At 43.7% G+C, this 20,706-nt stretch carries 18 protein-coding genes; 9 read left to right on the forward strand and 9 right to left on the reverse strand.

Translation table 11 applies throughout. The annotated features are described in order from the left end of the window. Window positions 1-143 precede the first annotated feature (143 nt). A complete protein-coding gene (locus tag AC0L6V_RS03745; protein WP_418138773.1) occupies window positions 144-1,589 on the forward strand; it encodes an FAD-dependent oxidoreductase in 1,446 nt (481 codons plus the stop codon). A 92-nt stretch (window positions 1,590-1,681) separates the two neighbouring features. Beyond that, on the forward strand, window positions 1,682-2,638 hold the full coding sequence (gene rho, locus AC0L6V_RS03750; protein ID WP_265217514.1) for a transcription termination factor Rho: 957 nt from the start codon (window positions 1,682-1,684) through the stop codon (window positions 2,636-2,638). Window positions 2,639-2,648: 10 nt separating this feature from the next. On the opposite strand, the gene AC0L6V_RS03755 is transcribed toward rho, so the two are convergent. The 3 genes from AC0L6V_RS03755 to AC0L6V_RS03765 all read right to left on the reverse strand — a co-directional run bounded on the left by AC0L6V_RS03755 (window position 2,649) and on the right by AC0L6V_RS03765 (window position 5,257). Further along, on the reverse strand, window positions 2,649-3,092 hold the full coding sequence (locus AC0L6V_RS03755; RefSeq protein WP_265217515.1) for a bactofilin family protein: 444 nt from the start codon (window positions 3,090-3,092) through the stop codon (window positions 2,649-2,651). Further along, entirely contained in the window at window positions 2,996-3,946 is a 951-nt protein-coding gene (locus tag AC0L6V_RS03760; RefSeq protein ID WP_409419388.1) for a peptidoglycan DD-metalloendopeptidase family protein, read from the reverse strand. Before AC0L6V_RS03760 ends, AC0L6V_RS03755 begins: the two co-directional genes overlap by 97 nt. A 96-nt stretch (window positions 3,947-4,042) precedes the next feature. Next, the gene (locus tag AC0L6V_RS03765) at window positions 4,043-5,257 is read right to left on the reverse strand and encodes a DEAD/DEAH box helicase (RefSeq protein WP_265217775.1); all 1,215 of its coding nucleotides are present in this window, start codon (window positions 5,255-5,257) and stop codon (window positions 4,043-4,045) included. Between the two features lie 208 nt (window positions 5,258-5,465). Between AC0L6V_RS03765 and AC0L6V_RS03770 the strand changes: the two genes are divergently transcribed. Genes AC0L6V_RS03770 through AC0L6V_RS03780 form a run of 3 tightly spaced genes read left to right on the forward strand, consistent with a single transcriptional unit; the run spans window position 5,466 to window position 7,690 of the window. Next, on the forward strand, window positions 5,466-6,161 hold the full coding sequence (locus tag AC0L6V_RS03770) for a VC0807 family protein (RefSeq protein ID WP_265217518.1): 696 nt from the start codon (window positions 5,466-5,468) through the stop codon (window positions 6,159-6,161). A 10-nt stretch (window positions 6,162-6,171) separates the two neighbouring features. Further along, the gene (locus AC0L6V_RS03775; RefSeq protein ID WP_265217519.1) at window positions 6,172-6,882 is read left to right on the forward strand and encodes a pseudouridine synthase; all 711 of its coding nucleotides are present in this window, start codon (window positions 6,172-6,174) and stop codon (window positions 6,880-6,882) included. Window positions 6,883-6,895: 13 nt separating this feature from the next. After that, on the forward strand, window positions 6,896-7,690 hold the full coding sequence (locus AC0L6V_RS03780) for an NAD-dependent epimerase/dehydratase family protein (protein ID WP_418138774.1): 795 nt from the start codon (window positions 6,896-6,898) through the stop codon (window positions 7,688-7,690). Window positions 7,691-7,948: 258 nt separating this feature from the next. On the opposite strand, the gene AC0L6V_RS03785 is transcribed toward AC0L6V_RS03780, so the two are convergent. Further along, window positions 7,949-8,710: an EAL domain-containing protein gene (locus AC0L6V_RS03785; protein ID WP_265217521.1), complete on the reverse strand. Its 762-nt coding sequence runs from the start codon at window positions 8,708-8,710 to the stop codon at window positions 7,949-7,951. Between the two features lie 182 nt (window positions 8,711-8,892). On the opposite strand from AC0L6V_RS03785, the gene AC0L6V_RS03790 reads away from it, so the two are divergent. Both AC0L6V_RS03790 and AC0L6V_RS03795 read left to right on the forward strand, forming a co-directional pair. Further along, on the forward strand, window positions 8,893-10,473 hold the full coding sequence (locus tag AC0L6V_RS03790; protein ID WP_265217522.1) for an L-lactate permease: 1,581 nt from the start codon (window positions 8,893-8,895) through the stop codon (window positions 10,471-10,473). A gap of 32 nt (window positions 10,474-10,505) precedes the next feature. Then, complete coding sequence (locus AC0L6V_RS03795; RefSeq protein WP_265217523.1) at window positions 10,506-10,853, forward strand: DsrE family protein; 348 nt, start codon at window positions 10,506-10,508, stop codon at window positions 10,851-10,853. Between the two features lie 91 nt (window positions 10,854-10,944). Here the strand turns inward: AC0L6V_RS03795 and AC0L6V_RS03800 are convergent, their stop codons facing one another. From AC0L6V_RS03800 to AC0L6V_RS03815, 4 genes are all read right to left on the reverse strand, one after another. Continuing rightward, window positions 10,945-12,459: an alanine/glycine:cation symporter family protein gene (locus tag AC0L6V_RS03800; protein ID WP_409419390.1), complete on the reverse strand. Its 1,515-nt coding sequence runs from the start codon at window positions 12,457-12,459 to the stop codon at window positions 10,945-10,947. 267 nt (window positions 12,460-12,726) lie between these two features. Further along, a complete protein-coding gene (locus AC0L6V_RS03805; RefSeq protein ID WP_265217524.1) occupies window positions 12,727-14,691 on the reverse strand; it encodes a tripartite tricarboxylate transporter permease in 1,965 nt (654 codons plus the stop codon). Between the two features lie 23 nt (window positions 14,692-14,714). Next, on the reverse strand, window positions 14,715-15,797 hold the full coding sequence (locus tag AC0L6V_RS03810; protein ID WP_409419391.1) for a Bug family tripartite tricarboxylate transporter substrate binding protein: 1,083 nt from the start codon (window positions 15,795-15,797) through the stop codon (window positions 14,715-14,717). Between the two features lie 60 nt (window positions 15,798-15,857). After that, window positions 15,858-16,919 carry a 4-oxalomesaconate tautomerase gene (locus AC0L6V_RS03815; RefSeq protein ID WP_265217528.1) on the reverse strand — a complete coding sequence of 354 codons (1,062 nt, stop codon included), beginning with the start codon at window positions 16,917-16,919 and terminating at the stop codon, window positions 15,858-15,860. 118 nt (window positions 16,920-17,037) lie between these two features. Between AC0L6V_RS03815 and AC0L6V_RS03820 the strand changes: the two genes are divergently transcribed. Together AC0L6V_RS03820 and AC0L6V_RS03825 are read left to right on the forward strand one after the other, a co-directional pair. Further along, on the forward strand, window positions 17,038-17,934 hold the full coding sequence (locus AC0L6V_RS03820; RefSeq protein WP_111606069.1) for a LysR family transcriptional regulator: 897 nt from the start codon (window positions 17,038-17,040) through the stop codon (window positions 17,932-17,934). A gap of 122 nt (window positions 17,935-18,056) precedes the next feature. Then, a complete protein-coding gene (locus tag AC0L6V_RS03825) occupies window positions 18,057-18,731 on the forward strand; it encodes a class I SAM-dependent methyltransferase (protein ID WP_265217529.1) in 675 nt (224 codons plus the stop codon). On the opposite strand, the gene AC0L6V_RS03830 is transcribed toward AC0L6V_RS03825, so the two are convergent. Continuing rightward, window positions 18,728-20,584: an LTA synthase family protein gene (locus AC0L6V_RS03830; protein WP_418138775.1), complete on the reverse strand. Its 1,857-nt coding sequence runs from the start codon at window positions 20,582-20,584 to the stop codon at window positions 18,728-18,730. The two genes, AC0L6V_RS03825 and AC0L6V_RS03830, sit on opposite strands and share 4 nt — an antisense overlap. Window positions 20,585-20,706 lie beyond the last annotated feature (122 nt).

The raw sequence follows: 20,706 nt of genomic DNA on the forward strand, positions 1-20,706 counted from the left end.
GTATTAATTTGATCGAATGTTAAAAAAGGTGGTGGTCGCTTGGCTGGTATCGGCTATTATTTGCATCAACGAGCATTAATGTAAGGCTTTGCCTAAGTACTATGGGATAAAGCGTTGGTTCTTTTTGAGAAGAAGTGAATAGATTGGACGTTAAAGAGAGTTATTGGATTGCCTGTACCTATTGCCAAGGGCGAGGAAAGCGCAGTCGAAGGTTACGTAAAAAAGTACGTTTATCGTACTTAAAAGAATTAACCGAGTTTGAGCAGATGAAGGGGCAGGGGCCTGCGCCTATTCGTCCTAAAGCGCATCTTGAGTTGTGCTTGAAGTGTGCAGGTTCTGGGTTGTTGCCGTCTGATCACTTTCCCGTGGCAGACACGGAACATTATCCTCACGTTGCTATCATCGGTGGTGGCATAGGGGGTGTGGCTCTGGCGGTGGCGTGTCTGCACCGTGGTATTCCTTTTACGCTTTATGAGCGCGATAGTGGTTTTGATGTTCGATCTCAAGGCTATGGACTGACCCTGCAGCAGGCGAGTAAGGCGATTGAAGGTCTGGGGATTTTCTCTTTAGAAGAGGGTGTGGTGTCCACGCGGCATTTGGTCCATACACCGGAAGGTGACGTGGTCGGTGAGTGGGGAATGCGAAAGTGGGTGCATTCTGGTACGAAAACCGCGCCGAAGCGAACCAATATTCATATTGCGCGTCAGGCTTTGCGCTTGGCTTTGCTTGATCAGCTTGGTGGTCACGATGCGTTGCATTGGGGTCATCAATTGGTTGATTTTCAAGAGTCTGAAGGGGGTGTTGATTTACGCTTTCAAGTCGGTGGCGAGATAAAAAGCGCGAAAGCGGATCTCGTTGTGGGCGCGGATGGTATCCGAAGTGTGGTGCGTCGTTTGCTAATCACTGAGGAAGCCACACCGCTGCGTTACTTAGGTTGCATCGTCATCTTAGGGATTTGCTCATTGGCGGATCTGGGCGATATTGAGAGTGATCTGTTGGATTCGGCCACGGTTTTTCAAACCGCCAATGGCAACGAAAGAATTTATATTATGCCCTATGCCGCAGATTCCGTGATGTGGCAATTGAGTTTTCCGATGTCAGAAAGCGATGCGAAAACATTGAGTGCGCAAGGTGCGCAAGCGTTGAAAGAAGAGGCTTGTCGAAGAACCCAGTGGCATTCTCCGATTCCTCAGATTTTAACGGCCACATCCTCATCGTTGGTGTCGGGGTATCCTGTGTATGACCGTACTTTGCTGCAACCTGAATGGTTGGCAAAGGGCAATAATGTTACCTTGATTGGCGATGCCGCTCACCCAATGAGTCCATTCAAAGGTCAAGGGGCGAATCAAGCGTTGTTGGATGCGCTGGCGCTGGCTCGAAGCATTGCGGCTGGTTGTAGGATTGGTTCCAATTGGCGGGACGTGGGAGTTAGACAAGCTGTATTGGCAGAGTTTGAAGCCGAAATGCTAGAGCGCAGTGCGGTGAAAGTAAAAGATTCTGCCGCGGCGGCTGAGTTTTTGCATTCTGATATTGTGCTTCGTGTTGGAGATGAGTCCCAGAGGGCGGCATCTGAATCGATTGGAAGATGAGTAACCTTTATCTTCTTTTAGGTTAAGTTCTTAATGACGTCATTACGTGACGTTAGCAATAACATTTCATTATTAAGGCTGTAACCCATACCATGACGAGAAAAATCTTAAGCTTGAAAGGCAAACGTGCCTCTGACGTCAACTCTGTAGAAGAGGGGCGGCATGAGGTGTTTGAAAGTGATCCACAAAAGCGTTTTTTAAATGGTGTGATCATTCACCCTGCACCTTGCATTCATTTGGCGTCTGCATCTCAGCAGTTGTCCATGCGAGCGATGGATTTAATTACGCCAATTGGTTTGGGGCAGCGAGGTTTGATTGTGGCGCCACCTGGGTCTGGTAAAACAACCATCTTGAAGCATATTTGTCAGGCCGTTGGTGACGCTTATCCTGATATTAAGTTGTATGCCTTGCTGATTGATGAACGGCCAGAAGAAGTAACGGATTTTAGACGTGGGGTGTCGGCTGAGGTACATGCATCTTCTTCAGATGAAAGTTATGCGCAGCATGTTCGAGTGGCCGATGAGCTGCTTGATAAAGCACGTGCTCAGGCTGGTGCTGGTCAGGATGTGATGATTGTGATCGATTCGTTGACTCGATTATCGCGTGTGCATAACGCAGATCGTAAAAGCAGTGGTCGCACCATGTCTGGTGGGTTGGATACCAGAGCGTTGGAAATTCCCCGCAAACTGTTTGGTGCGGCACGAAATATCGAGAATGGTGGTTCATTAACGATTCTTGCCACGATTTTAGTGGACACAGGGAGTCGAATGGATCAGGTAATTTTTGAGGAGTTCAAAGGGACGGGCAATATGGAGATTGTGTTGTCACGTGAAGTGGCAAGCCACCGAATTTTCCCAGCGATAGACATAGCAAAAAGCAGCACGCGCCGTGAAGAGTTGCTAATTGATAGCAAGGATATCGAAAAGGTACGAGCGTTACGACGATCACTTACCCATTTGAAGCCTGTAGAAGGCGCCAGTAAACTGGTGGATTTATTGCAAACCTACCCTACCAATTCTGAGTTACTCGAGCATTTTGTTGCTGAATAAAGCCATTTCTTCAGCTAATAGGCGGATCATTACTAATCAAGGCGATCTTTTTATTTAGCTGTTGGGTTTCCTTGGCTTTTGCTTCTGGCTTAGGTGCGGTAGCTTCAGCTGGGTGAGTGACTCCAGTAAACTTTCCGCCAGGTTCAATGCTTAGATTATCGCTGTAAACCGTGCCGCTAATGCGTCCGTTACTTAGAATATCAACGTAGTTAGCGCGACAAGTGCCTTCGAAATGACCATTAATAATCAGGCGTTCGGTGGTTATTTCTCCAAGTACTTTTCCTGATTCGCTGATTTTTAATTGAGTAATCGCATCAACTTGACCTTCTACATAGCCATCAATTTGCAGCTGGTTCGCTACTTTGAGATGTCCTTTGACTGAACAACCTTCTGCGATGAGCGTTGTAGTTGATGACTGACTCTTGACTCTATTTTGCCCACCAAAGATTCCCATTGTATACCTCTTATGCTTTTGAAAATGGTATCAAAATTATCAACACTCCAATCCACAAAGGGCTTTGGATTTAATGGTCGTCCAATAAACCTCACTTCATAATGCAGGTGTGGTCCAGAGGACAGCCCACTGTTCCCTGAATAGGCGATTAAATCACCTTTTTTAACAAAATCGCCTCGGCTGACGACGAATTTGCTTAAATGAGAATATGAGCTCGAAAATCCGTAGGCATGAAGTATGCGAATATAATTGCCAGAGCCTTTGCTGCTTGGTCGGACGGATTCAATTGCCCCATCTGCTGGCGCATAAATAGGGGTGCCGACATTGACCGCAAAATCTTGCCCACGATGAAACGCGGCAATGCCTGTGACAGGGTGTTTTCGTTCACCATAACCCGAAGACGTTCTGGCATGTTTGACCGGCGGACCACTTGGAATATGGGTTAACATGGCGACCCGTATTGATGAGTTAATAGTGGCAACATTTAGGCGCGATTCAAACCGTTCCTCGACTAGGTTTTCCATGCCGAGAAGTTTTTCCAGATCATCCAGTCGATCTGAGACGAGTTGCATACGCTCTTCACGTTCAGATAAATCTTGTTCTAAATTTATTTTTAGTGCGGTTAATGATTTAATTTCTTTGCTTAAAGACAAAGATTTATCTTCTAATTCGCGGAGCTTTAATTTAGAAAACTCCGCATCATTCACTAGATAATAAATAATGGCAGCGGTTATGAGTATGCAAAGAAAAATTACTCCACTGATAAATTTAACAGTATGGCGAGTTCTTTTTCCCAAACTAAAGTGCTTACTTCCATGGATTGAAGAAATCGATATTGTTATATGATCTTTCATGCCTTAGTTTTTACCACTGCCATAATGTATTTCTTAGATATACAGCATTTTATCTATCTTTGTAAACTTTTGTATCTAAAAGATATTGATTTTGTGTTAGCGGTTGTGTTTACGCACATAATTTAAGATTGAGACAGGTACAGTTTTTCTCACTGGGAAGCCCGCAATCTCTTTGCGGTCAATGACATGTTTCAATCTACTTTCAATTGCACAGAGGTTTTTGAAATCCCCCATGGCGACAAAAGAGATGGCTTCCCCTTTGGACTCGGCTCGCCCTGTTCGGCCTATGCGATGAATGTATTCTTCTGGTTTAAAAGGCAAATCGTAATTCACGACGCGGCTTAGTTCGCCAATGTCGAGTCCTCGAGCAGCCACACCTGTGGCGACTAAGTATTTAAGTTCACCGGATTTGAATTGCGCTAAAATCTTTTCGCGCATGGCTTGGCTTCTGTCGCCATGTATGGAATCGGCTTTAATGCCACGCTTTGCGAGTTGATCGACAAGTTTGGCTGCACCGTGTTTTTTCTCAATAAAGATCAGCGCTTGGTCCCAGTCGTGTTCCTTGATTAAATGGCTTAGTAGGGCTGATTTTGTGTCTTTATCGACTGTGATGAGCCATTGTTTGATATTGGCTGCTGCTCGGATATTCGGAGAAATGGCTATTTCTGCGGCGAGATCGGTCATTTTGCTATCGGAGAAATCGTAAGCTAGGGCGCGCACATCGTCGGTCATTGTCGCTGAAAACAACAAGTTTTGACGATTTTCAGGTAGTCGCTCGATGATTTTATTTATGTCACCTACAAAACCCATGTCGACCATTCTGTCTGCTTCGTCTAGAACCAGCACTTCCAGCTCGTCAAAATGGACCGCACGTTGGTGAGCTAGATCCAAAAGCCTACCTGGTGTTGCCACTAAAATATCGATGCCTTCAATTAAGCGCTGCTTTTGCGGTTCAGTATCTACGCCGCCATAAGCCACCATGGAGCTAACCTTGAGATGCTTACTGTAGTCCTTGACGCTAGATGCCACCTGTATGGCTAATTCGCGCGTTGGAACCAGAATTAGAACGCGAACACGTTTACCACGTAAGGTAGGTTTTTCATGGTTTTGTTTGAGGTTGCCTAACCGTTCTAATATGGGCAATACAAAAGCGGCCGTTTTACCTGTGCCAGTTTGCGCGGTGGCAATGAGATCCTTCCCAGAAAGAATGACGGGAATGGCTTGTTTTTGGATCGGTGTTGGGGTGGTATACCCCATTTCTTTAGTGGCTTGTACTAGGGGGACGGATAATCCCAGTTTTGCAAATGGCATAGGCGCTCGGACAGATTGTCGTAAGGGGTTGGGTTTGTCAAAAGACAAATGTGCTGCAGTATAGCGTAAAAAACGCCGCGGCGTTGTTTGAATAGGCGAATAATCACTGAACAAAAGGTTTATCTTTGAGGTCTGAGCATCGATCAGGTTTTTTTCTGTATAATGGCCTGATCATTCGTCTTTATATTTAACTTGGAATCGTAAATCTATGAACCGTTCTCCTGAGCATAAACCGCGTCCTATGGTGGACCTTATTGTTAGTGTTATTTTGCCGTCTTTTATTTTGATGAAGTTAAGCGGTGAAGATAAGTTGGGGGTGAGTGGTGGTCTTATGCTTGCTCTTGCTTTTCCACTTGGTTGGGGGGTGTTTGAGCTGGTCAAATACAGGAAATTCAATTTTATTGCTTTGTTAGGGTTGGTTAGTGTGTTGTTGACCGGCAGTATCGGCTTGTTTGAACTGGATAATAAGTGGCTGGCGATTAAAGAAGCGTCTATTCCTGCCATTATTGGTATTGCGGTATTAGTGTCGACTTTTACACCTTATCCTTTGGTGCGAGCTTTGTTATTTAACGCCGCCATAATGGATGTAGAGGCGATCCAAAATAAGTTAGAAGAAAATAACAGTGTTCAGGTCTTTGAGAGAAAGTTGATGAAGGCCACTTATTTTGTGGCAGGGTCTTTTGCTTTCTCTGCGATTATGAATTATGTGCTTGCTAAGTGGATTGTTACCAGCCCAGCGGGAACCGAAGCGTTCAATGAGGAGCTGGGGCAAATGACATTATACAGTTATCCTATGATTGCGATTCCTTCTATGGTGATGATGATGGCGATATTTTATTACCTGTGGCGCAGTATCCATAAAGCCACAGGGTTGAAGCTTGAAGATTTGATGGTTAAGAAATAAGAATTTTAGTATGCGCCTTGATAAGTTTATTTGTAAAAGTACCGAGCTACGCAAGGACGCTGCCACCCAATACATTCATGCTGGGAAAGTGAGCGTTAACGGTGAGGTGGTGACGAATGAGTCGGTTCAAGTGCATGAAAACAATACCGTGTTGTTGAATGGCGACAGGCTGAAGGCTCGCGATTTTCGCTATATTCTTCTGCATAAACCGATTAACACGGTTTGCTCTAATATTGATGAAGCTTATCCATCGTTGTTTAATTATCTACAGGTGGAGCGAGTTTCTGAATTACACATTGCAGGGCGTCTAGATGCGGACACAACAGGCTTGGTGTTGATTACGGACGATGGTCGCTGGTCTTTTGATATTACGCGCCCCTGCAATGGCTGCCGAAAGGTCTACCGTGTTGGTTTATCTAAAGCGTTAAGCCATGAGCAAGCGGAAGAGGTGGCTGAGAGATTTTTAGAAGGCATCAAATTGCAAGGGGAGACGCAGTTAACATTGCCTGCTATGTTAGAGGTGATTGCGCCAAACGAAGTGCGACTGACCATTACAGAAGGCAAATTTCATCAGGTAAAGCGTATGTTTGCGGCTGTACAGAATCGAGTGGCGTGGCTGCATAGAGAGCAAATAGGTGATGTTTGCCTTGATGTAGAGAGTGAGCAGTGGCGTTATTTAACCCAAAAGGAAGTGGCGTCTTTCCACAAATATCCCAATTGATTGAGGTAGGTATATGACATCAAAACGCATATTGTTCACTGGTGGTTCAGGTAAAGCGGGTAAGCATGTTGTTGCTTATTTGCTTGCGCAAGGACATCGAGTGTTGAATGTTGATTTAGTGCCTTTGGATTATCCAGGAGTGGACAACTTAGTGGCTGATATTACGGACTCCGGCCAAATGTTCAACGCGATGACAGCCTATGCAGGATTTGATGAGTTAGAGCCAGGGACCGGAGTGCCAGTGTTTGATGCGGTAGTGCATTTTGCCGCCGTGCCAAGAATCTTAATCAACCCTGATAATGAAACGTTTCGAGTCAATACCATCGGGACTTACAATGTGATTGAAGCCGCGGTCAAGCTGGGTATTAAAAAAGTGGTGATTGCATCATCAGAAACCACTTACGGTATTTGTTTTTCTGATGGCCAAACCGATCCACATTCTTTGCCATTAGAAGAAGATTACGATGTTGATCCAATGGACAGCTATGGCCTGTCTAAAGTCGTAAACGAGAAAACAGCACGAAGTTTTCAACGTCGATCAGGCATTGATATTTATGCGCTTCGTATCGGCAATGTGATTGAACCTCATGAATACGCTGAGCTGTTTCCGAATTATTTTGAACACCCTGAAGTACGTCGTCGCAATGCATTTTGTTATATTGATGCTCGAGATCTGGGTCAAATTGTCGATTTATGTTTGCAAAAAGACGGCTTGGGTTTTCAGATTTTTAACGCCGGAAACGATCATAATGGCGCGATTATTCCTACCCAAGAATTAGCGGAGCGCTTTTTCCGGGTGTGCCTATGACCCGAGAAATGGGGGAGCATGAGGCATTGTTTTCAAACCGTAAAATTCGTGAAGTGCTTGGTTTCAAAGAGCAGCATAATTGGCGACAGTATGTAAAATGTTATTGATTTGAAGGTATTTCTCTAGAGGAAGTGTTTTCGGTGAGAAGCGCACTGGGCGTTTTTTTCCGTGGAGTGCAAAGCTTTAGGTATTGAACCAACAGAGGATATGCTGTTGGTGTTAGAACGATTCGAAGTGGTTTTTCAATAAAGAGTTGGCTTAATCCCAATTGATTTCCGCGAGGGATTCGAAACTGGGTTTAGCGAAGTAATAGCCTTGGAAATGGTGGATGCCCATGTCTCTGAGTGTGTGATATTCCGCCTTTGTTTCGACACCTTCGGCGACAATCATCATGTCGAGATCCTGAAATAAATTCACCAAGTTACGCACAATGATCTGGCGTTTCTTGTCTTGGTCTATATTTTTGATCAGTGCCATGTCGATTTTTGTGATGTCAGTTTTTAGATCAGCTAGCTGGTTTAATCCGTTGAATCCTGAGCCAAAATCATCGGTCGCGGTCAAAAAGCCCTGTTGTTGGTAATGTTGAATAATAGATTCTAAGTGCGTGCTATCGGTTATTTTTTCATTTTCGGTAAATTCGAAAATAATCTTTTCTTTAGGGAATTTGTACTCTTCAGCAGCGTTTAGTGTCGTTCTTATACATAGTTCAGGCTTGTAAACGGCGTTCGGTAAAAAGTTAATGCTTAAAAAGCTCTTTTCATGCACGCCTAATTCTGCCGCTAGTTTGATGGCTTTCACACGACAGCTTTGGTCAAATCGATAACGGTTAGTGTCGTTAACGTTTTTGAAAACGTGGAATGCGCCTTCTTGATTTAAACCACGAACAAGTGCCTCTTGTGCAAAAACCGTTTTGGTTTGGCTATTGATAATTGGCTGAAATGCCATAGTGAAGTCGAAACCTAAGTCGCAAGCTGTAGAACATTCTGTGCAGCCAAGTTTTCGAAAGTCTTTTTGCTTCATGTCACCTGTTCTCTTTTCTTTATGCAGTAATATAAAAGAAAATTAGGCACTGACTTTGGAGTGGCTGATTTTCTGTGGCAATAGATTATGCCAGTCTTAAACAATAGGGCTTTTGACGCTATTTTTCCAGTCTTGTAAAGCGTATTGATTGATATTACACATTTTTAATAGGTTGCATGAAGATGGGTATCTTTATATCGGGGTTGCCGATTGTGTTATTGATTTGGGCAATGACAAAACGTCATGCGGTGCCTTCTCATGTAGCTTTACCAGCAACCGCACTAATGGTTGTATTGATTCAATGGCTATTTTTTCAGGCCGATGTGGTTTTATTGGCGGCAACCGTTTTGGCTGGTTTATTGTCTGTATTGACACCTATTTCTATTGTAGCTGGCGCTATTTTATTAAATCGGGTGTTGCATTTTTCTGGCGCGGAAGCAGTATTGAGTCAATGGTTAAAAAGTATCAGTGCTAATAAAGTCGCTCAATTGATGATCATTGGTTGGGCGTTTGCCTTTATGATTGAAGGAGCATCGGGTTTTGGTACACCGGCGGCGATTGCCGCCCCTATTTTAGTTGGTCTGGGGTTTCCTGCGATTCCTGTGGCCATTTTTACGCTTGCAATGAATTCTGTACCAGTGTCTTTTGGAGCCGTTGGCACACCTATTTGGTTTGGTTTATCTGGTTTGTCTTTGTCTGATGTGCAGCTGATGGACATCGCGATGCAAACAGCGTTGCTGAATAGTGCGGCGGCTTTGGTTATCCCTTTTATTGCTTTGAGATTTCTTCTTGGATGGTCAGAAATTAGACGCAATGCAGGGTTTATTTTACTGAGCGTGCTTTCATGTGTTGTGCCTTATGTTTTTTTTGCTCAATGGAATTATGAATTCCCCGCTCTTATTGGTGGCGCGATAGGATTGGCGCTAAGCGTTTGGTTGGCAAAGAGCGGTATCGGCTTGTCTTTAGCGATAGAAAGAGAACCAGACGATACTAAATTGGCGGCGCGAAAGATTGTTAAAGTATTTGTACCATTTGCTCTGTTGATTGCCATTTTAATTGTTACTCGTGTCCCACAGTGGGGAATAAAGGACTTACTGAATGCAATGTCGCCTTTATGGGCTTGGCAATTTGGTGCAACAAAGTTTGAAATAAGTCAGGCGTTAGTATTGAGCTTCAATAATATTTTTGGCACAGAGGTGAGTTGGCAGTATAAAAGTCTTTATGTGCCTGCCTTGATCCCATTCTTGCTTGTGGTGTTGGTGTGTATTCCTTTGTTTGGTATGTCACGGGCGCTTGTTTTAACATCCGTACGAGACACAGGGCAGCGTTTGTTCTTGCCTACGCTGTCTCTAATGGGCGCTTTGGTCATGGTGAATGTGATGATGCAGGGTGGCAGTCAGGCGCCAATGTTGTTATTAGCCCAAGCTTTTGCTCGGTTATTGGGCGATAGCTGGGGCTACACAGCGGCGTTACTTGGGGCGTTAGGCTCTTTCTTTTCTGGATCGGCAACGGTATCCAACTTAACCTTTGGTGGTATTCAATTAGGTATTGCAGAAGAAGTGGGCCTGCCCATTACGTTAGTGCTTGCGTTGCAGTCGGCCGGTGCCGCTATGGGAAACATGATATGTATTAATAATATTATTGCGGTATCGACGATCCTAGGTGTGAATAACAAAGAGGGTTTTATTATTAAACGCACGATAATCCCTATGTTGGCTTATGCTCTGGTAGCGGCATTGTTTTCTATGATAAGGCTTTATTGACCGTGTATTTTGGAAAGTATTAAGGAGGATTAATGCAATCAGTAAACGTAGTATTTCATATTGATGAAGTGGACAAATGGTCTTTGTTGTTGGCGAACGTGCGTAATCTTGTGAAGGCAGTAGATCCTGTTTCATCGAATATTACGGTGGTGTCAAACTCGAAAGCGGTATTGGTTTTTGGTGATAGTGCTTCATTAAATTATGCGGACTTAATACAAGAATTGGTCGCTAATGGGGTTGAGTTTGTTGTGTGTCAGAATTCACTGAATGGGGCCGGCATCACTGATGATTTGTTGCCTGAGTATGTAACGGTGGTGCCTGTTGGGGTTTTGTCGTTGATCGAGAAGCAGGCGGATGGTTTTGCTTATATTAAGCCTTAGAAGCGTTTATCTGTAAAATAGATTTAATAGCACAAAAAAGGGTCACTTATGTGTGACCCTTTTTATCGTACCCTGAGTTATAGGACGAGCGTTATTTGTTTGCCGCTTTTTCAGCTTGTTGCTTGTCGTAACGTTTTTCCCAGAATTCAGCGCCTTTGATACCCAGTGCTTTCGGGTTAAAAGTATACTCTGTTACACCCGCTGCTTTTTGGTCTTCATAATCACGCAAGGCTTTCATTGTAGGTTTTGCCATAAAGAAAATGGTTAGGATACCAATGATGTTTAGCCACGCCATTAGGCCTACACCAACGTCACCTAGGTTCCAGATGTAACCTGCAGTATTAACCGTACCGTATGCTACCATGAACATGATAAGCAGTTTTACGAAAGTCAATGAAACGTTGATATTCAATGCGCGACGTAAGTATGCGACGTTTGTCTCGGCAATATAGTAATACGCTAAAATCGTCGTAAAAGCGAAGAAGAACAATGCGATACCTACAAACACAGGGCCTGAGCTACCAAATACGCTTGCTAGTGCCATCTGAGTGAAAGCAGGAGATGCTATAATAGTTGAAGGGTCAACGTTTTGTACAATGAATTGACCATCAGGTAATGTTCCTTGCACGTTGTATTGCTGCGTGATCAAAATCATTAGAGCCGTTGCGGTACAAATGAACAGAGTATCAACGTAGACTGAGAAGGCTTGAACAAGACCTTGTTGTGCTGGGTGTTGTACTTCTGCAGCAGCGGCAGCGTGAGGACCGGTACCTTGACCTGCTTCGTTAGAGTAAACTCCACGTTTTACCCCCCAACCGATAGCCGCACCAAAACCTGCTTGTGCAGTGAAAGCGTCAGAGAAAATCAAGCCAAAGATGCCTGGTACTTTGTCTAGATTTAGGAAAACAACGATCAGTGCCATTACGATGTAACCAAGCGCCATGAATGGCACAATGATTTGAGTGAAGTTAGCAATGCGTTTGATGCCACCAAAAATAATGAAGGCTAATACAATCAAGATAACGGCTAAGGCAACTAATTTAGTGGAACCTACTTCACCAAACGAGCTGGAAACAATCACGCCTTCACCGAATATTTGTGTTACTGCATTACCGACTGAGTTGGCTTGAATGCCAGGTAGGAAAATACCGCAGGCAATAATAGAAGATAACGCGAAAAGCACGCCTAACCAGCGCCAGCCTAGGCAACGCTCAAAGTAGTATGCTGGACCACCACGGTATTGACCGTTTTCACTGACTTTATAAAGCTGACCTAATGTTGATTCCGCATAAGCCGTGCTTGCGCCTAAGAAAGCAACGACCCACATCCAGAAAACAGCACCAGGACCACCAAAACCAATAGCGGCCGCAACCCCTGCAATGTTACCAGTACCGACACGTCCGGATAACGATACTGCAAGCGCTTGAAAAGAAGAGATGCCCTTGTCTGAATCGTTGGAATTGAATAAAAGTGAACACATTTCTTTAAAATGACGAACTTGAGCAAAGCGCGTCAGTATTGAATAAAATAAGCCAGCCCCTAGGCATAGGTAAATTAGGGCAGGGCTCCAAATGACTCCGTTCAAGAAATCAATGAATGCTTGCATAGATAGTCCTCGATAAGATTAGCTCTGAGAGCTTTTTTAGTTGTTGTATTGATTACTAAGGTGCTGCGTTTGTGGGGATAGTCGCTGATATTATGCGTAATCTTACACTTACTATTTGTAACATTACGCATAAAAAGTGCACCTAAGTGGGGCAAATTTAGCATGAAAAAGAAATGAGATCTATTTGTAAAAGGTCAGGAAGTTATATATTTCATAAAAAAAAGCCCGATGCAAAGAACGATGCATCGGGACTCAAGGCGGGAGTGCCTAAATAAAGGTTTTAATGGTGCTTAAGAGATACGGGTCAAATAGGCCTTCAGGGAAGTCTACGTTCATCACTCTCCCCATCGTCACTAAGAAGACGACCAGACCAAGTGCAATGGCTGTTGATTTAACATATGACGCTTTTGCTAGGAATTTCAAAAATAAGAGTGAAAACACAAAGGTAGTTGAAATAAAGCCAAATAGATAATAACCATAGGCAATCGCAAAAAAGCCTACAATATATACCATATTCATGGTGAGATCTGATGAAACCTTAGTGTGTTTCTCTCTCAAGTATTTGCTAACAACCATTGTGATAGAAAACAAGACGATCGTGATGGCTATAATGGGGAACGCTTTTGTTAGCGTTGAGGCATCCCAAATATTCACTAGTGCATAGGTTGCACAGCCTCCCATCACCGTAATGATTCCTAAATCTGTCCAAGAAACAGTGTTGGCCATACTGTTTTGCTCTTTTTCTTGTATGAGCTGCTCTGGCTTCATCTTTTGTTTTCTTTTCTTCAGAATCGGAGGTAGCACAAAACCGACAATAATGAGTGCGGCTATGGTAATAACACCGGGACGCAAGAACCATTCGTAGCCATAGAATTGGATGCTCTGGAAAAAGTAGTTTTCAGCCCCTGAAGACAAGACAAAGCCGATCAAAAAAGCGGGTCTAGGCCAATTTGCCCCTTTCATCATGACACCGAGAGCAGCCACAATACCCAAGAAAATAAAGTCACCCAGACTGCGTGTCGCTTGATAAGCGGCGAAGAGTATCAAGGTTAAAATAATGGGGGTCAGTATTGAAAACTTGATATAAGTTAGTAGTGATATTGGACGTGTAAAGCAGATGCAGAATAGGGCACCAAGAATGTTGGCCAAAGCTAGTGACCAAATAATGGTGTATGTCAAATCAAGGTGAGTTGATATCATTGACACACCGGGCTGGATACCCAGCAATAGCATGCCACCAAGAAATACAGCAGCTGCACCAGAACCCGGTACACCAAATAGAATAGTTGGGATCATGCTGCCAGAAGCACAAGCATTGTTTGCTGACTCAGGAGCGATGACACCGCGAATATCACCTTTTCCGAATTGAGACGAGTCTTTGCTAGAATTTATGGCAAAGCTATAGGTCATCCAATCCACGACAGAACCGCCCAGTCCAGGAATCGCGCCAATCAAGCTACCAAAAATGGAAGACTTACCAACGAGTGGAAGATTCGCAAACACATCTTTAAAACCTTGTCTTAAGCCGTGACCAAGTTTATTTGGCGAAGAGGCGATAGCGCTATTTTTGACTAGTAAGCTGATTATCTCGGGTAAAGCAAAAATACCTAAACCGACAACGACTAAGGGAATACCATCGTAAAGATAGTCAATATCTAGGGTAAAACGAAACTCTCCTGTTGCCGGTGCTCCACCAATGGCACCGATTAACAGACCAAAGCCACAAGCTGCCAAGCCTTTGTAAACATTGCCACCTGAAAGCGCTGCCACCACACTCAATCCTAACAGCGTAAGCATAAATAGCTCTGCGGAGGAAAAAGCCAACACAACGGGGCGCGCGACGAGTATAAACACACTTAATACAATAGCACCCACTACGCCTCCTATCATTGAAGATAGGAAGGCGGCGGAAAGTGCACGTGCTGCTTGTCCTTTTTTGGCTAGAGGAAAGCCATCCATGACAGTCGCTTGTGACGAACTTGAACCTGGAATTCCCATTAACACGGAGGTAAATGTATCTCCGGTGGGAATGACAGCAACAAGTCCCATCAGCATCCCAAGACCAACAGAAGGTTCCATCCCATACAAAAAAGGTAAGAGTAAAGACATGCCGGCGATGCCACCAAGTCCGGGAATAATGCCGACAACTAATCCTACTAATACTCCAGCAATTAGGTAAGTAAGATGGGTAACCGACAATATTTGATCCAAGGCGCTGAGGAACTCAATCATTAACAATAACTCCTGCTACAAAATTACAGCGTGTAATCAAATTTTGATTTTAACCAAGAGGAAATCCAAGTGTATAACTCAGGAGAAACAGTAATGGCTTCGCTTAGGTATTGGGCCGCGTCAATACCCACAATGTTTTCATAAGGCCCTACTTGGATTTCAGAGTCTTTGATGAAGGCTGGGTCTTTTAGCATGGTTCTAATGGATGTTTGGTAAGTATTGATAACATCACTAGGCGTATCCGCTGGGATGAAAATCACTTTTTGGAAGGCAAAACCTGCCGCTAAGAATTTTTTGTAAGCGGTATATTCAATCCCTTCAGGCTGCTTGCCAAACTTTTTAGCATAGACTTCCTCAAATGTTGGAAGATCTGCGAAGGCTGGGTCTCGTACGATCTTACCTTGATTATTCAGAATGCCTAATGAAAACAAAGGTACGGCTTTTTGATTGTTAACTAGATCAAGGGCAGAACTTAAATAAGCAGAAGAGGTTTGGAAATCAATTTTGGCCTCACCACGCTCGAAAGCAAGACGACCTTCCCCACGACTTTTCATACCAAAAACGGGTTTGATATCAAGCCCTAGCATTTCGAAAGCCAGAAAGACAGGTAGCTCTAAGCCAGTTGGGCTTTGAGAGCCAAATGGCAACGTTACGCCATCTAATTTCTTAATATCGTCAGCTGAAGACACGCCAAGATCTGGTTGGACATAAACAACGCCACCGGTAGGGCTAGCCAATAGAGGAATCCATTTATCGAAGTTATAGCGTACACGCTTATCGCCTAACATGAATGGATACAATGTTGATGCTGATGTTCCCAGGATATCTTCACCATTGCTCTTTGCACGTTGGAAGAATAAGTTGGTCCCTGTAATTGAGCCACCACCCGGTTGGTTTTTAATCACAACTGTTGGGTTACCCGGTAAATTTTTTGTTAGATGCGGCGCAACAAAGCGAGCCCACACATCCGTACCGCCGCCCACGCCAAATGGAATCGTCCAGTTTATTGTGGAAGGGAGTTCTGTTTCCTGCGCTTTTGCAGGGATAGACAGCAAACAGCCAAGAGATAGGATGGAAACACCTAAGAGCTTAGAAAGTTTTTTCATGATTTTTTCCTTTCTTGTTTTTATGAATATTCAATACGTTTATTATTGTTGTATTGATAGTTAATTAAGATAAACCGTACCTGACAGTATTTTTCTGGCAGTACGAATTACCGATACGCTATTCAATGCGGATAAATTGTCTTCCTTGCGTTGAGCATTAAGCTCAATTTTTCCTGAAGGATGTTCAAGGGTAAAATAAGATTCGGAGTCTTTATTACCGATGAGTTTGGCCGCTACGGTGCCGGGAAGGCAGCAGGCGGTCACGATGGCAATACTTCCTGTTACGGCCAATGATTTATGGCACTTGTGAGGAACAAAATAGCGGGCATTAATAGTGCCTCCATGGTTCGCAGGAGACAGCAAAATTGGCTTAGGAATAACCGAGTTTGCAACGTCGCCCAATCCCATGAGTTCGCCCGCTTTTAAACGGATGGACTCTAAGCGGCTCATAAATTCAGTATCGTTATCTAGCTCGCTTGGTGTCTCATTTCCCGTTTTTCCGAGGTCGCTTGCCTTAATTAAAACCACGGGTGTTGCCGCATCAATGCAGGTTACCTCTGTTGAGTTAATAACATCTACGGCATTTCCAGTCGGTAATAATTTACCGGTTTTAGCGCCTTCTACATTAAGAAAAGTCAATTGAATTGGCGCGCCAGGTGAATTGGTGCCACTGATAATAGTGTTGCCCGTGTATTCTACTTTGCCTTGCGGGGTTTGTACCGTCGAATGGATAATTTTACCCGTATTAAGGTTATGAATGCGGACGGTGGTTGTGCCTTGGCTTGCTGGAAACAATCCAGTTTCTATGGCGTAGGGAGCAACACCTGCCAACATGTTTCCGCAATTGGGTGAAAAATCAACGGTTTTGTCTAGCACGCCAACTTGGGCAAATAGGTAATCAACATCTGCATCGGGGTGGGTAGAGGCGCCAACCATCGCAACTTTACTGGTGAGGCTATTGCCACCACCAATGCCATCGAGTTGGAGTTCATGGCCTGATCCCATGATTTTTAGCAAAACGTCTGCGCAGGCACTACGATCCTGAGGAAGGTCAGAAATTTGCAAGTATGGACCTCTAGAAGTGCCGCCACGCATTATGATGCAAGATATGGTTTGTGACATTCTTATTAAACCTTTGTTGTTGTAAGAGCATGCGGTTAAAGTCTCACAACCGGTATTCGTGCATCAAATGCAAAGATAGTGCATAATTGATGTGTAAAACGAATCAGTGGGGTGAATGATGCATCAAATAGAATTCAAAGATTTGGTTATTTTTATACGCATTGCAGAAACGGGAAACTTTCATGATGCGGCAGAATTGACCTTTTTATCGCAGCCTGCTTTAAGCCGCCGTATGCAAAAATTAGAGACAATTCTTGGCGCTCAATTATTTGAAAGAACCACTCGGAAAACTTGGCTAACCTCCGTAGGACGTGAGTTTTTGCCAAAAGCTCGACGTATGGTGGAAGATTTTGAGCTATCTGTTTTGGGGATAAAAGACATGGCTTCACAGCAAAAAGGCAAGGTTACTATTGCCTGTATTCCCACCGCCGCCTTTTACTTTTTGCCAAGTGTTATCAATGTTTTTAATGAGCGTTATCCCGGTATTCGTATTCAAATTTTAGATGAGAGTGCGAATCATGGTTTAGAGTCTGTTATTCGCGGAGATGCAGATTTTGGTATCAACATGGCTATTGCTCAACACCCAGAAGTGTCTTTTACCCCACTTTTGGACGATCCCTTTGTGGTGTGTCTGCGCAAAGATCATCCATTATGCGAGTTGGAAGAAGTGTCTTGGATAGACATGGAACCTTACAAATTAATCAGTGTTGGGCGTGCCAGTGGTAACCGAATTTTGTTAGATAAATCTTTAGCAAGGGACCAAGTGCAGTTAAACAGTTTTTATGAAGTGCAACACCTTTCGACATCACTCGGTTTGGTCGAAATGGGATTGGGGATATCGATTGTTCCTAAGCTCGCCATGCCACTGAGCAGTGCCTCCGTGTTGACTTCTAGGCCGCTTAAAGGGCAAAAAATCGACCGCTCGATTGGCCTTGTCAAACGCAGTTCAACATCGGTATCACCTGCCGCAGATTTGTTTATTAACATTCTGTTGGAGCATTGGTCTGTTGATTAATGCGGGCAAATAAGGGATGTAAGCGGTTAATCAAACTAAGCGTAGGCAATCATGCATCAGCAAGCTAGTATGATGCCTCAGCTTAATAGCGTTTGCTATTTTCGAGCACTGCTAGGACGTTTATGTCTCACTTTCGTGTCCGTTATCAAACGTTTGAATTTGATAAGACCGATATTCATGTACGCACGTTGCGTGATAATCAAGAATTTTCAGATGATGACGATGTCGCCTTGAATTTGGGTATTTCATCCGCTGTGTGGCCTTTATTTGGTGTGATTTGGCCTTCTGGTGAGGTCTTGGCGCACCTTATGTTTGAATATCAGGTGGAAGGGTTAAAAATATTGGAAGTGGGCTGCGGTATTGGTCTGGCAAGCTTGGTGTTAAACCATCGTTTGGCTAACATTACCGCCACGGACTATCACCCAGAAGCAGGTGGCTTTCTTAATACGAACGCTTTGTTAAATGGCGATAGAGTGATTCCTTTCATTAGGGCGAGTTGGCAAGACACGAGTATTTATCTAGGAAAATACGACTGTATTATCGGCAGCGACATATTGTATGAGCGTTTTCACGTCGATCTTTTGGCGGCTTTTATTGAAAAGCACGCCGCAGACAGTTGTTCTGTATTGCTGGTGGACCCAGGTCGTGGTCATCATGCACCGTTCAGTAAGAAAATGGTTGCCATGGGCTATTCCCATCATCAGCGAAAGCCGATTACAACGGGTTATTTGTCAACGCCTTTTAAAGGACAAGTTCTGACCTATCAAAAAGGGTTGCAGAAATCTAAAGCGGTTTAATGATTCCTGCGCATGTCGTATTTTTTCTCATTGTAAAGCCAAGTGCCCAGTAATGGATGCGCGATAGCTTGGTTGATTAAGTCTTCGCTGATACTGTTGCTTGGGGTAAGGGTTGAGTTTACATAAGTAAAGGTAGCGGGTGATTTTTTGGGCTGTAAAATAACGACTTTACCGTCTTTTAAAAACGCTTGGTTTTCATTGAATTGCATTATCGCTCGCCCGATATAATCATCACCGACTTTTGTTAAGTCTTGCCCAATCATTGGGTGTTCGGAATCAACACCAATTAATGATAAAAGTGTGGGTGCCAAGTCTATTTGGCTGGTCAATCGGCTATCACTTTTAGGTGTTATCCCATCGCCTAGGATTAAAGCGGGTATGTGAAAGCTTGGAATAGGCACTAAGTCTGATCTAGTTGTGCGAGCATCATGGTCTGCAACCACTAAAAATACGGTATCTTTCCAATAACCTTCTTGTTTCGCCAGTCTAAAAAAGTGGCCTATAGCGTGATCGGCGTATTTTACCGCGTTCTCTCGGGTCGCTTTTGGTGAGTTGTAGAGCCTCAATTTTGTTGTCAGGAAATTCGTACGGATCATGGTTTGATGAGCTGAAAACCAGGCTAAAAAAGGCTTCCCCATTTTGGATTTTTCAACAAAGTCTTGATTGGCCTTCGTGAAAAGATCTTCATCGCTCACACCCCATGAACCAACAAATTCAGGGCTAACAAAGTCTTTTTCTTCGATGATGGAGTTGAAGCCGTTACCCAAGAAAAAGGTTTTCATGTTGTCAAAATGCGCCCCACCACCATAGATGAAGTTTGTGTCATAACCTTGCTTGCCGAGCAGTTTGGCAATAGTGAAAAAGTTGGTTTGTGAATTGGGGAGTTTGACCGTGCTACGTGCTGGAGTAGGAACAAAGCCTGTGATCACTGCTTCTATACCGCGTACAGAGCGAGTTCCTGTGGCGTATAAATTGTTGAATGACCATGCTTCAGGTACTAATTTATCGTACTCAGGCGTTAAAGGAAGTCCACCTAAACTGCCAACAAATTGTGCCCCTAAGCTTTCCTCAAGAATAATGACAAGATTTTTCGGGCGATCAAAATGTAGCGTTGCTTGTTGTGTGTGCAAAGTTGGTAATTCTGCTGAGGTAAACTGGCTTTTCTCAATCCCCATTGCTTTATGTATTTCGGCGGTCACTCTGTCTTGATCCATCTTCGGATAGAGCTCAAATGAGCTTACTTCATCGGCCATTTGACTCACCGCATACATAAGTGAATAAGTCGAATTCAGCGTTAAGCTGTTTACTAGAGGGTCATTAGTAAATGCCGTATAGCTTGGATTGATTGGTCTGTGTTGCAAGCTAGACCGAGCGCCAAGAAAGGCAAGACAGAAAATGATAACGACTAATATTGGACGCTCGAACCATTTAGGTTGTGGGGTGTTGGTTATGCTTTGTTTACGGAAAAACTGGTAGGCCACAATGACAGTGATAGTGGAAATTACTGATGTCAAAAGTAAAGTGAGCTTATGGCCTTCGATAAGCATAGAAAATACTTCTTTCGGATAGAGTAAGTATTCTACAAAAAGTCGATTTGGTCTTAAGCTGTATTCTTCAATAAAAGGAGGTGTAGAGGCTTCCATAAAAATCAGCAAAACAAAGGTGCATGTTAGCCAGATTCGAGTGAGGAAATCCCAAATACGATTGATATAGGGAATGCCTGAAATAAGTAAACTGATGACTGCAGGTATGCCGATTATGTATGAGATGGAAGCGATATCAATGCGTAAGCCGAAACCAAGCAACGTGATCCAATCGGCAGCACTGTCGATTCGTTCATATTTCCAGGTCATTAGCAACAAACGACTAAGTGATAAACAGAGAAGGGCGAGAGCTAAAAAACATAAATACGGTTTGAGAGGAGACAGAACACGTAACCTCATTTTTTTCTTTTGGCATATCTTATCTCTATAAA

The sequence above is a fragment of the Marinomonas sp. G8-14 genome (genome assembly GCF_055808935.1).